At 41.2% G+C, this 13,956-nt stretch carries 5 protein-coding genes; 2 read left to right on the forward strand and 3 right to left on the reverse strand.

Annotation, left to right across the window (positions count from 1 at the left end; translation table 11 throughout):
- The first annotated feature begins 884 nt into the window (after positions 1-884).
- A complete protein-coding gene (locus MTBBW1_RS03545) occupies positions 885-3,059 on the forward strand; it encodes a flagellin N-terminal helical domain-containing protein (RefSeq protein WP_080799213.1) in 2,175 nt (724 codons plus the stop codon).
- A 728-nt stretch (positions 3,060-3,787) separates the two neighbouring features.
- Complete coding sequence (locus MTBBW1_RS03550) at positions 3,788-7,144, forward strand: hybrid sensor histidine kinase/response regulator (protein ID WP_222423971.1); 3,357 nt, start codon at positions 3,788-3,790, stop codon at positions 7,142-7,144.
- Positions 7,145-7,239: 95 nt separating this feature from the next.
- On the opposite strand, the gene MTBBW1_RS03555 is transcribed toward MTBBW1_RS03550, so the two are convergent.
- The 3 genes from MTBBW1_RS03555 to MTBBW1_RS03565 all read right to left on the reverse strand — a co-directional run bounded on the left by MTBBW1_RS03555 (position 7,240) and on the right by MTBBW1_RS03565 (position 13,886).
- On the reverse strand, positions 7,240-9,054 hold the full coding sequence (locus MTBBW1_RS03555) for a response regulator (RefSeq protein WP_080799219.1): 1,815 nt from the start codon (positions 9,052-9,054) through the stop codon (positions 7,240-7,242).
- Between the two features lie 70 nt (positions 9,055-9,124).
- Positions 9,125-12,796 (reverse strand): response regulator, encoded by a 3,672-nt coding sequence (locus tag MTBBW1_RS03560; protein ID WP_080799222.1) that lies wholly within the window; start codon positions 12,794-12,796, stop codon positions 9,125-9,127.
- A 43-nt stretch (positions 12,797-12,839) separates the two neighbouring features.
- Entirely contained in the window at positions 12,840-13,886 is a 1,047-nt protein-coding gene (locus MTBBW1_RS03565; RefSeq protein WP_186441066.1) for a CheR family methyltransferase, read from the reverse strand.
- Between the last annotated feature and the right edge of the window lie 70 nt (positions 13,887-13,956).

Consider the following 13,956-nt stretch of genomic DNA (forward strand, 5'->3'; position numbering starts at 1 on the left):
ATATAAAAACGTACATGGCGGATTACCGCCACAATCGAAGGGATGAAAGTCGTTTTTAAAACAGTCTGTTAAGGAGACTTGCATAAAAAACTCATCAGTCATAAGTTCTCTCAATGAGTACTGAATATAGTACTTTCAAGCAATTAAAAAACACAATATATGGTGACGGATTTGAGAACTTACGACTCTTGAGTAAAAAACATCCTGATTTCTTTCACCATCTATTTTTCCTTTTCTTGTTTTTCACCGTCAATTTACAATAATGATCGTTGAACTACTGATTCTTTAATTTATCTCTTTTAAAATAGTCTTCTTAGCTTCTAAAGTATCCATTAAACGGAAAAATGTGCCTACCTATACGGTAATATTTTCCCGACTTGTTTCCTGTTCCATTTTTTTTAAAACGTAATCATTCTTTACGAATTCCCCCGTAAAATATTGTGTTTGTGGTATTTTTTACTTCTTGGATCGTAGTGGTAATCCACCATAGCCGTTATTATATGAAACTTGCCATGAAACCTCACCTCCCCAGCCTCTTCCATTCCATATTTTATAAGAAAGTCCCCGTCTTTTAAGGAGCTATAGGACTTTCATGCTTCGTTGTGGCAGATGGATCTGCCATGGCCGTTATACCATAAAAATAAGGCATCTTTCATATGAACACAAAAGTAGCTTACACTTTTTTGAGAAAAAACCCTTAAAATTAACGTTGTTTCTACGGAGAGTGTAAAACAGTAAATGAAGATGCCAAAATTAATGGAATAATTCTTGAATAGATAAAAATAATCAAGAGATTTTTCCTATAAATGAGTTAAATATAATGGCCATGGCAGAGACATCTACCACTGTTCAGAACATTTATAAAACGAAAGATTTTATGAGCTATGTCTTTATCTATCAAAACAAATATAGCAAGCCTTAACGCATATCAGAAGCTGTCAAAAAACAGTAATCGTTTGAACGGCAGTTTGCAAAAGTTGTCATCTGGTTTGAGAATTAATAAAGCTTGTGATGATGGTTCTGGTATGGTGATTGCTGATTCTCTTAAATCACAGTACAGAGGGTTGGGACAGGCGATTAAGAATGCTAATGATGCTGTTTCCATTACGCAAACTGCTGACGGTGCTCTTGAAGAATCTATTAATATTGTCAACATCATTAAAACAAAAGCAATTCAAGCTTCCCAGGATGGTCAAACATATGAATCCAGGAAAGCAATCCAAAGTGATATTGATAAACTACGTCAGGAACTTGACCAAATTGCAAAATCAACTTCTTTTAACGGCCAGAAGCTTCTTTCAGGTGAATTTACAAATAAAACATTTCATATAGGTGCTTATACTGGTGAAACGGTTGATATCTCAATTGATTCTGCTGAATCTACAAAAATTGGGCATACCACTGTTGCAGAGGTTATTCCGGATTATACAAAACTAATTTATACTACTCTTCAGGATAAACAAACCGGAGATGATATTGTCATTGAGCCTTTCAAAATCGAATACTATACTCCTGATCTCGTAAAGGATGAACTGGATAAACTCACTAAAGAAGATATAAATAAGCTTACGGATGAAGAATTGGCTAAACGTACGAATAAAGATCTAAGTAAGCTTACGACCAGAGAAATAGAAGAGCTTAGGAATATATTTATAGACGAGATTGTGGAGAACGCATCAGATCAACTCACTAAAAATGTATCTAATAGACTCGTGAAGCATGGATTAGGTACTCTGGCTGAACAGATTAATAAATATGAAGAAAAAACTGACGTTAAAGCATTTCCAATAGTTGAATCAGAGAGCAGGATAATTGCTGGAAGTACAAGTGATAATTTTAAAATTAATGGTATTACAATTGGAAATATAGATGTAATTCCTAATGATTCCGATGGGGCTCTTATCGCTGCTATCAATAGCCTATCAAATATGACTGGAGTAAAAGCACATGTTACTGCTTCTGGAAAATTGGAGCTTGTTTCTACAGATGGTAGAGCCATTAAAGTTGAAGGGCTGCCCACACCAGAAGTGATCAGCAGCAGTGCTTTGACGACTCATGGCTATCTAAAAATGATCAGCAGAAATTTTGGGCAGTATGATGTGACTCATCGAAATATAGCTGAGAATGTGGCTACAGCAACCACTGCAAACCCCACTATCATGAATGCTATCCCAACAAATACAATTATTAACTGGTCATCTAACACACAAGGGTCTGGAGGGGGAATTAATGCAACTATTACAAGTGGTGCCGTAAACATAGGAACAGAAACGTTGTTAGATGATCCCAATTTTATTTCAAATTTTTCATCAAATTTATCGGTTTTGGAGTATGGAGCCAATAGCGTAACTACAGTAATAAATTTTTCTTCGCCACTTCCGACAGGTTCAAAATTATTATTAGGTGATGTAGATAGTGGTCATGTGGCAACATTGACAAGTGGCGGGACACCTCTTACATATGTTTCTCAACTCGAAAGTCGTTCCGGACAGAATTCTACATTTCCTATCTATAATCCTGCAACTGGAAAACTGACATCACAACCTAACAGCAATAATAATGATGAAGTTACTTCTTTTGATTTATCAAATTTGTCATCTCTCCAAATTGAATTCCAAGGTAGTGGGGCAGCATGGGCTGCAATAGCCTTAGCAGATCCGTCAACAAGTATCACCTCTACAATAACTACGACAACAGAATATCAAACATATGAAGATTCTATTGTATTCAATAAAGAACTTCTCCGTCTCTGTGATGTAAATGTCACTACTTTTGATGATGCTCAAATATCAATGGAGCTTGCAGATATATCTCTTGGAGATTTAGATAAAATAAGAAGCAATATAGGCTCTGTACAAAACCAACTTCAATCAACCATTTCCAATATCACCAATACGCAGAACAATGCCATGGCATCGGAATCCAGTATAAGGGATTTAGATTTTTCATCCGAGAGTATGTATTTTTCAAAACTACAGGTCTTTGCAGAATCTGGAGCATTTGTTTTGGCACAGGCTAACAGTTCAAAAGAAAATTTAATCTCCCTGCTTGAAGGTTAACCGTAACAAAATCACCTCACCAACAAATCTCTCTCCATACCTCCAGCCTCCTATACATGACTGGATAGGAAAGAAATACATCAAAGAGTGTACACTCAAAAAATTGAGAAGGTGAGAATAGTTATCCGTCAGTTAAACCTTGAAAGATTACCACACCATTTAAAACACAAGCCACAAAGGAATCTGAATATTGTTGCTTTTTTGATGGCAGCGCGATATTAAATGAGGTATTCTTTTTCGCCTTTTGGGGGTTTGACTGAACCATGAGTTGGATAATTAAAGGATATAATGATTGGGGATGACAAAATCCGACAGTAATCGTTTATTCAGGCCAAGCAATTACAATTGATTCAAAGTGGGTTCCCATGAAAAAATACCTTCCTGTCGTCGCCAAACCATTGATAAAGCTTCCTGTTATTAATTCTGACTGCACATTTATTCATTCTGACTGCACATTTTTTTATCATACATGTAGAATACATACATGCAGAATAAAGACTATCCTGCCATGCCTTTCATGCCTGATATTATTAATATTTTCAACATACACTCTCCTTTCAGCCTCTTCACTCCAAGAAATTTCAACTCATGAAACCCAAATCAACAAAAAGCCAGCCAACGAAACGCCTGTTCATAAATCTCCTCTTAATACTAAAGAAAAACATATACTGATACTGAATTCATACCACCCTCAATACGAATGGACAAAGAATATTACATCCGGAATAATGGAGGAGTTCAGGAACTCACAAAGTTCTGTAAGGCTCCATTTTGATTATATGGATACAAGGAGAAACAGAACACCAGAGTACAAAGAGCTTCTCAGTCAAATACTTGAGGAAAAATACAAAAACAAATCATTTGAGCTTATTATCAGCACCGATAACAATGCCCTTGACTATCTTTTGGCAAACAGAGACATCTATTACTCCACCAAACATGAAAAGCCCATCCCCATTGTCTTCTGTGGAATCAATAATTTCAGTGACAAAATGATAGCGGGTCAATCTGAAATAACAGGTATTGCAGAGATACCTTCCATTTACGAAACAATGCAGATTGCCCGAAAACTGCATCCGGCCATGGAACAATTTGTGGTTGTGGGTTCCACAAGAACACTCTCTTCACGATTAAACCTTGAGATGATTAAGACCACCGTATCCAATTTTACAGATGAAATTGCTTTTGTTTACTACATTGATGAACATGTTGAAAATCTGAAAAATCTTCTTGGGCAACTCCACTCCCACGATGTTGTGCTGTTGTCAGGGATTTTATATGATTCAATTGGAAACCCCCTTGATTTTACAGAAAGAACACGTTTTATCAGAAAGTACTCTCCATCCCCCATATACTCTTTCTGGACACACTGCATGGGAAACGGCATTGTTGGTGGAAAACTTGTAAGTGATGTAATGCAGGGGAAAATGGCAGCAGAAACGGCAATAAAAATATTGAACGGAGAAACTCCCGAAACCATCCCAATAATAGGAAAAGAGGCAAATACCTGGCAATTTGACTATGTAGAACTTGAGAGATTTGGGATTGATCAAACCCTTATTCCTTCAGGGAGCAAAATTATAAACAAACCGCCCTCTTTTTATGCAAGATATAAAAATTTGTTATGGGGTTTTCTTGTCATCTTGCTGGAAGGAATAATCATTATCCTTCTGATCCTCAACATCATAAAAAGAAAAGAGACACAAAAATCCCTTGCAGCAAATGAAAAAAGATTTCGCCGTCTTGTCGATCACTCCAGTGACTCCATTTACCTTTCAGATGGAACCGGAAAAATAATTGATGTAAACAGTGTTGCCATAGAGACTACTGGTTTTTCAAGGGAAATTATGGTCAAATCATATGTATGGGATATTGATCCCAACTACAATGAAGAGAGTTTCAGACAATTCTGGAAAAACAAACCTGAAAACAGCTCCGTTCTGATTGAAACAACCCACCGTCATAAAAGCGGAAAAGAGATTCCTGTGGAGATTAATGCTCTAAAATTTTCGGAGCAGGGACAAATCTACTACTACTCCATGGCTCGGGATATTTCAGACAGAAAAAAAAGTGAGTTGGAGCTTGAAAGAACCCTTGCTGCAACCACAGAGGGAATCTGGTGGTGGAATTTTGCAGAGGATAAAATGCGCTTCAGCGAGCGCTACTACACCATGCTCGGCTATGAACCAGACGAATTTACAGCTTCCTTTGAAAACTGGAAAAAACTTCTTCACCCTGATGACTATGAAAATGCACTGGCAGTTGCAGAAGAGTATCTGAAGACAAAACCCGATGAATATGAGAATGAATTTCGCCTGAAAACCAAGTCCGGTTCATATCGCTGGATTCATACAAAAGGGCGGGTGGTTGAAAGGGATAACTTCGGCAATGCATCTCTTATGATCGGTAACCATGAAGATGTTACAGAAAAAAAAGATGCAATTGAAAAGCTGAGACTCAATGAAGAGCGCCTATCTCTTGCTCTACAGGGTGCAAATGATGGACTTTGGGACTGGAATATGGAGACAAATGAGGTCTTCTACTCTCCACGCTGGAAAGAGATGCTCGGCTATGATGATCATGAAATTGTCAATCACTTTAGTGAGTGGGAAAGGCTTATTCTTCCTGAAGGACGTGAAATGGCATGGAAAAGCCTGAATGAATACCTTGAGGGCAAAAGGGAAAACTTTACATGTGAATTCAGAATGCGTCATAAAAACGGCACATTTGTGGATATTCTATCCAGAGCTTTTGCCATCAGAAGGGATACTGATAACCAACCTGTAAGGGTGATCGGTACTCATGTGGATATTACCGAAAGAAAAATGATGGAAAAACGACTTCAGCATTCCCAGAAAATGGAAGCCATTGGTAATCTTGCCGGTGGAATTGCCCATGATTTCAACAATCTTCTTTTTCCAATAATGGGTATGTCCGAGCTTCTTCTTGAAGATCTTCCACCCGAAAGTCAGGAATACGAAAATGCCAGGGAGATTCTTAATGCTGCATCAAGGGGGAAAGAGCTTGTAAAACAGATTCTTGCCTTCAGCAGGCAGTCTGACCACCAGAGTATGCCTGTACGGATTCAGGATATTCTGAAAGAGGTATTAAAACTGATGCGATCATCCATTCCCTCAAACATTGAAATTGTGGAAAACATTGATGATCAGTGTGGCAAGGTTAATGCCGATCCCACCCAGATACACCAGATCATCATGAACCTCATTACAAATGCATGTCATTCAATGGAAACCTCGACAGGCAAATTGTCAATTGAGCTTGAAGAAAGCAGTTCTGGCCATTCATTGCCGGATAAGAACAGCAGTTTTATTTCAAATAAGATTGGCTATCTTCCCTCTGATAAAAGTAGCCATGTTTTATCAGGCCACAATAACCATTTTCAATCAGACCAGAGCAGCAATAAAGAGTTGACTCTTTTGCAGCCTGCCAGATATGCGATTTTATCTGTCTCTGATACCGGATGCGGAATCACCACAGAGTGTATGGAGAGAATATTTGATCCATATTTTACAACCAAGCCCCAGGGAAAAGGAACAGGTCTTGGACTCTCTATGGTATATGGCATTGTGAAAAAATATGAAGGAGACGTTAAAGTTGTCAGCGCTCCGGATAAAGGAACAACTGTAGAAGTCTATCTTCCGCTTATTAAAGAACAACTTGAAGAGCCTGTATCTACAGTTGCATCTGACCATCCTGCCGGTAATGAAAATGTTCTGATTGTGGATGACGATGAATCAATATTAAATCTTGAAACCATGATGCTGAAGAGGCTTGGCTATAATGTAAAGGGATACTTAAACTGTGTTGATGCTCTGGAGCTTTTCAGGAGTACCCCCCATGATTTTGATCTTGTCATAAGTGATATGACCATGCCATGCATCACCGGTGATATGTTTGCTGCCGAGATTCGGAAAATTCGTTCTGATATACCGATTGTGATATGTACCGGATTCAGCGAGAGGATGGATGAAGATAAGGCAAAATCCATGGGGATCAATGGATTTTTAATGAAACCCATAAGTGTTGCAAATCTTGCAAAGGTAGTCAGAAGTGCGCTATCCTGACATTAGCGCCCTTAAGGTGGGCTTTTCCATAAGATGCTGGTTTAACAAACCATAAAATAGAAATTCCTATACTATCCAATTACCTGGTTGCTCAATTATTCTTCATCCAGCACATCCCGAACCTTCTGCGCAAGGTCTGCCATTATGACCGGTTTTTTCAGAAAGCCCTTGATACCCATGGCATCGACAGCTTTTGCATCAACCTTTTCACTGAATCCAGTACAGATAATCACGGGTATGGATGGTTTTATTGATATCAATTCACTGGCAAGCTGATCTCCGGTTAACCCGGGCATTGTCATATCAGTCAAGACCAAATCAAATGCATCTGGATTGCTTCTGAAGGTATCCAGAGCCTCAAAACTGCTCAAACAGGAGGTAACCTTATAACCAAGCCTTTCCAGCATTGCGGTTTCCACCCTGATAACCGAGGCTTCATCATCAACCAGCAGAATTTTTTCCGCTCCTGTTTTAAATGGCAATTCCTTCAATGCTTCAGTCATATCAGGAGATTCTCCCATATCCATGATTGGAAAGAATACATCAACTCTGGTTCCCTTTCCAAGCTCACTGGAAATCCTGATCTCTCCGCTGTACTGCTTGACAATGCCATATACCACAGCAAGCCCAAGCCCGGTTCCCTTGCCCTGCTCCTTGGTGGTAAAATAGGGTTCAAAGATTTTATCCATCACATCCGGAGCAATGCCGCAACCTGTGTCCGACACGGTAAGCATGGCATATTTACCCGATGCCGCTGGGACACTTGCCGCAGGAGTTGATGGCATGGTGCCCGATGCCTTGGGCGTTGACGAAGTGGAGCTTGACGACATTGAACTCGGTGATGTAAGACTCGATACCATGGAGAGAGATGCCTTGGTGGTTAATGATATGGTGTTTGATGCCATAAAACTTGGTAACATAAAACTGTCAGCAAACTCCTCCGACGTCATAACTCTCTCCCGTAATTCCACGGATATCCTGCCCCCGTTATCCTGAACAGCATGATAGGCATTGGTAATAAGGTTCATGGCAATCTGATGAATTTGCGTGGGATCTGCCATCACCTTGCCGCACTCATTCTGGATATTCTGTGAAATTTCAATGTTGGAGGGGATTGTACTATGGGCAAGTTTTAGAACTTCTTTGAGGATCTGCTGAATTCTCACCGGCAATTTTTTATATTCACCTTGTCTGCTGAAGGAAAGAATCTGCATTACAAGTTCCCGTGCCCTTCCGGCAGCGCTGTATATCTGTTCAACCTTCAGATATTCCGGGCTCTCTTGGGGCAGATCCTCCAGCAACATCTCTGACATTCCAAGGATGGGAAAAAGGATGTTGTTGAAATCGTGTGCAATTCCCCCTGCAAGGGAACCGATGGATTCCATTTTCTGGGCCTGATGGAGGCGTGCTTCCATCCTCTTTCGCTCTTCAATTTCCGCTATCAGTTGATTTTTCTGCCTGACAAGTTCTGCTGTACGTTCAGCGACCTGCTGCTCCAGCAGTGCACTTTCCCTGCGCAGCAGATCTTCGGCATATTTGATACGCAGCATGGCCTTTACCTGTGCAGCCAGCTCCAGGCGCTCAATGGGCTTGGTAAAAAACGCATCTGCTCCCATTTGCAACCCCTTTATCCGGCTCTCCAGATCGGTACTTATGGCGGTGAGCATAACCACGGGAATATGTTTTGTATCAGGATGGGATTTAAGAATCTGGCACACCTCAAAGCCGTCCATCCCCGGCATGTGTATATCCAGAAGAATCGTGTCCGGTTTTTCATCACTTGCCTTTTCAATTCCTTCTCTGCCGGAAAGGGCTGTGACAACCCGGCAGTCAGGGATACTGCTTTTCAGAAGGGCCGCCAGGCTCAAGAGATTGTCCTGTCTGTCATCAATGGCTAATATCACTGGCATTGCAATGAGTTCCTTTTTTTCTGTTCACAGTCAAGTTATCAGGAATGAATCCAAATCACCTTACCCGAACTCACTCTCTTCCTGCAATCCATTTTTCAATGGTTTGAAGTATTTTCACAGGTTCGATGGGCTTGGATAGATAATCATCACATCCTGCTGAAATAAGATTATCCTTGTCACCCTTCATGGCATGGGCAGTAAGTGCGATAACCGGAATCATTTTTGTCTTCTCATGATCTTTAAACTCTTTCACCAAAGTATATCCGTCCATGCCAGGAAGAGATATATCCAGAAGAATCAAATCCGGCAGATTTTCAAATACCGTTTTAAGGCCATTTTCTCCATCATAAGCTTCAATAACGGTGTATCTGCCTTTGAGAAGTGCTTTTATGGTAATCATGTTATCAGGATTATCCTCTATCACCACTATTCTGGGCGGCAATTCAGGAGATATTCCGGTTTTCGGGACATCCTGTTCCTGCGGCTCTGTAGTGCTTCGAGATTTTGCTTCAGGGTTTTGGTCTTTCTCCGGCTCTGTAATGCTTCGAGGTTTTGCTTCTGGGTTTTGGTCTTTCTCCGGCTCTGTAATGCTTCGAGGTTTTGCTTCTGGGTCGGGGCTCTCCTGCTGTTCCAGAACATTTCGGGTTCCTCCGGCCTGTACATTTTTCATGGTACTCTCTCCAAGCATAAATTTTACTTTCATCAGAAGCCCCTCCCGTTCCACATCCCCTTTCTGTACAAGCTGCTGAATATTGTTGGCACTGAGCTTTTTAAAATCATCAGGAGTCAAATCCTTGGCTGTAAGGATAAGTACAGGAATAGTTGCCGTACGTTCCGTACAGCGAATCGCCTCAAGCACCTCAAACCCATCCATATCCGGCATCATCAAATCCAGGATAATTCCATCAGGAAGGCTTTTTGCCACCATGGCCTGAGCCTCCTTTCCACCTCTGGCAATATCCACACAATAGCCCTCATGTTCAAGAATCAATTTGATTTGAGTTATGGCAGATTCATTGTCTTCCACCAGCAGAAGGCGTTTGGACGGAGCTGTCGATACTGAGTTAAATGGTGTATCTGATAATGCTGCTGAATAGTTGTGTTCCTGGGCTTCCGGCTTAAAATATTGATTTGCGTCTCCCTGATCAATTAGGCCTTCCACTCCTTCTCCCTGATAAATTCTGGGCAGTTTCAATGTAAATGTTGTTCCAACTCCAGGCTTGCTTTCAACCGAAAGTGTTCCCCCGAGATTCAGGGTTGCCTTATGGGCAATGGCAAGACCAAGACCTGTACCCTCATGTCGTCGGGAGGTGGAACCATCAACCTGTCTGAACTCTTCAAAAATAAAGGGCAGCTCCTTTTCAGGGATACCAATTCCGGTGTCCATGACCTTAACACAAATCATTGATTCGTATATATCAGTTGTCATATGGGCTGGAACAGGTCTCTGCCCGCAGCAATACGCCTCAACCACCACATTACCTTTTTCTGTGAATTTAATGGCATTGCCCATTAGATTCAGAAGAATCTGATAGACCCTTTTTTCATCACTTTGAATCTCCGGCAGATCAGTTGAAAACTGCGCATGTAATGAAAGCCCTTTTTCTCTCACAAGGGGCTGGAGATTCTCCACAATATTCTCAATGGCGGTTTTAAAGGAAAAAAAGGAAAGGTTCACATCCATATGTCCGGCTTCGATTTTTGACAGGTCAAGAATATCGTTAATGAGATCAAGAAGACGCCGGCCATTACGTTCGATAACCTCCAGATACTCCACCTCTTCGGAATTGAAATGTTTATCTCTGTTCATCTTTAGAACACTTGAAAGGGCCATTACTGAATTGAGTGGGGTTCTAAGTTCATGGCTCATATTGGAGAGAAACATACTTTTCAGACGACTTGCCTCCTCAAGCTGACGGCTCTGGACATCAAGCTCAATATTCTGCCGTTTCAGGTCATCTGTCATGGCTTGAAGCTCCATGGCCTGTGCTTCAAGTTCACTGTTTTTATGTGTCAGTTCCTGTGCCAGTGCAAGGGTCTTTTCACCGGATATAATATTGGAAAGTGCCGTGCCCACAGCCGGTTGAATCTGCTCCAGTATGCCATATGCCGCACTGGAATAGTCGTTGAGGCTGCCCAGCGCAATAATGGCCGCAACCTCTCCTTTAATCATGACAGGAACAGTGACCATGCATTTCGGGATAGCCTTTCCTGCAATGGTATTGACAGTGAACACGGTATCTTTGGAAATATCATCTATATATGTGATGCTCCCACTTCTGTATGACCTGTCAAATGCACCGGCAACAACGCTTTTATCAAGGGATTGAATAACGCCACGGGCGAATCCGGATGAATAGACATGTTCAAATTCAATAAATTCATTAATTAGAAAAAAGGCACCAAAGGCCGAATTGGTTATATCAAGCAGTTTCTCGATAAATTGTGCAGCAAATTCATGGACGGTTGTGGAGATGACCAGAATCTCATCCAGGCGCCTCAGACCTTTCTGTATGCTTCCATAAGTCTCCATGGATTCAGCCATCTCGTTAAATGCACGGGCAAGTACACCGTACTCATCTTCATTTCCAATGTTGCATCTTGCAGAGAGATCACCGCCCTGAATTTTCAGGGCAGCGTTGGTGACCTCAATAACGGGCTTTGAAAAATTCAAGGCCAGCATGTGGGCAAGCGCATAGGCAGCAAGTGCTGCCAGAATAAGTATAATGGCCATATTGAAAAGCATACTGTTTATGGGAGCGTAAATCTCTGACAGATCCTGTTTGGCGACAAATCCCCACTGTGTGACAGGTATAAAGGCATAGGATGCCAGTACATCTTCATCCCTGTAATCACGGCTCTCAACAATACCCGATAATCCACGAGAAGCCAGAACTGCCGGTTCCGCCTGTATTTTCATCCTCAAGGGAGCGTTATTATGCCATCTTAGGTCACTCAACGCCATAACGTCCCTGTTGACTATAAGGGTTTCCCCTGTTTTTCCCATGCCGGTTCGTTGCAGAAGAAGGGCATACAGAGATTTTTCAAGGTCAAAAAGAGTCACTAAAACTCCGGAAGGATTTCCATCGCTGGAACCTGGATTATAAATGGGGTGGGAAAAACACATGGTCGGCTTTTTCAGTTTACTGGAAAAATAGATATCCCTTATATAGAGAGATTCACTTTTTAAGGTCTCAATAAAAAAAGGGGCTTTGGAGAGATTAGTGCCTTCTGATGAACTTTCAGTGGAAATTTCAACCATGCCTGTGGAAGCATTGATAATAAAGATTTCAAGGTAGGCTGTGTACTCTTCCAAAAATGAAGTCAGGGTCGCTCTTGCAGATTCAATGATTTTTAGATCATCTTCTGTGTTCCGCCAGTTATCAGTTTTCTGCCAGTTAACAGTGCCCTGACGGTTGCCAGTACTCTGTCCGTTACTTATATTTTGTTCGTTTAGTGTATTCTGTTCAATCAAGGCTGCAAGCTGCCGTATCTCCAGATCCCTTGAAATTGCTTCAATGTCTCCTTTTCTCTCATCCAGCCATAGATTGAGCTGAGACACCTTGAGATCCCTGATGGCGGTCAATTTAGCAAATGCCTCGGTCTTGATGGCAATAGCCCTCTGGTGATAGATCACACTGATCACAACGATCATGGGCAGCAATACCGCAGAAAAAAACCAGAATATCATTCGGGGTTTAATTTTTTTAAATTCAAATAACGATCTAAAAAGGCTTCTCATTGTCGATCCTCCTTGAAAAGAATACGACGTTACACATATTATTCTATATGTTTATTTTTTTAAATATCTGACAGCAATCACTTATCCGGGTAAAACTGTCCTGAAACTGACCTGTGGGCATTTCGGTTTCACCAAGCACCAGGTATCCATTGTCATTGAGTGATCGGTGTAGTTTGGTGAAAATAATATTCTGATATCGGGTATTATAGTAAATTAAAAGATTTCTGCACAGGACTAAATCAAATCCACCAAATACGCTTTCCGGTGGACAGTAGCTTTTTTTATCCAGCAGGTCATATCTTGAAAATGTTACCGGCTGTTTAATGTAGTTTTTTGGGGAATAACCGTTTCCAATTCGGTTAAAATGCCTTATGTATTTGAAGGGCATATTTTCCAGATGCTCCGGTGCATAAACAGCTTTACGTGCGTTATCAAGTGTCTTTTCATTGATATCAGTTGCAAAGACAGTGAAACCCATACTGCTTCCGTTTCCTGCGAGCCTTTTTTCAATAGCAGTTCCGCTTCCTTTAAGGCTTTTTTCAATAGCGGTTCCGCTTCCTGTAAGGCTTGTTTCAATACCGATTCCGCTGCCTGTCCTACTCTTTTCCAGAAGCTCACCCATCTGCATGGCAATTGAATATGCCTCCTCTCCGGTGGCACATCCTGCTGACCAGATGCGGATTGAAGGTTCTCCTGAGGCACTCTTTGAGGCAATTATCTCCGGCAACACTTTACAGAAAAGATAGTTAAAGACAAGGGGATCACGGAAAAAAGAGCTGACCTGTATGATCAGGGAGTCAATCAGATGCTCAAGCTCCTCGGGGTGGGATTGTAAATATTCGTAGTATTCGGTAACTGTTTGGATGGGGTGTTTGGGATTATTTTTTTGTCCACTATCGATTTGATGTTCAGTATGAATTTGATGTTCTGTATAAATCTGATGTTCTGTACCGATTTTATAATCAGTCCGGATTTGTTTCAAACGACCGTTGATCTGCCGCTGAAGGAAGTCGTGGCAGCACCCGGAGAGGTCAACATTCCGTCGCTTGAGCAGCTCTTTGACAACCAGTGCCATTTCATGGTTTAGCATTGCAATCCCCATTGCTGTTCATTGGAGTTGTTCCTCTATGCTCAAAATCGACACCTTATTGCTTTTTGAT

It is taken from the genome of Desulfamplus magnetovallimortis (genome assembly GCF_900170035.1).
GTDB lineage: Bacteria > Desulfobacterota > Desulfobacteria > Desulfobacterales > Desulfobacteraceae > Desulfamplus > Desulfamplus magnetovallimortis.

Coding starts and splice junctions, on each gene's coding strand:
- MTBBW1_RS03565 (WP_186441066.1), bottom strand. CDS start 13,886: ATGCTAAACCATGAAATGGCACTGGTTGTCAAAGAGCTGCTCAAGCGA.
- MTBBW1_RS03560 (WP_080799222.1), bottom strand. CDS start 12,796: ATGAGAAGCCTTTTTAGATCGTTATTTGAATTTAAAAAAATTAAACCC.
- MTBBW1_RS03550 (WP_222423971.1), top strand. CDS start 3,788: ATGGAGGAGTTCAGGAACTCACAAAGTTCTGTAAGGCTCCATTTTGAT.
- MTBBW1_RS03545 (WP_080799213.1), top strand. CDS start 885: ATGTCTTTATCTATCAAAACAAATATAGCAAGCCTTAACGCATATCAG.
- MTBBW1_RS03555 (WP_080799219.1), bottom strand. CDS start 9,054: ATGCCAGTGATATTAGCCATTGATGACAGACAGGACAATCTCTTGAGC.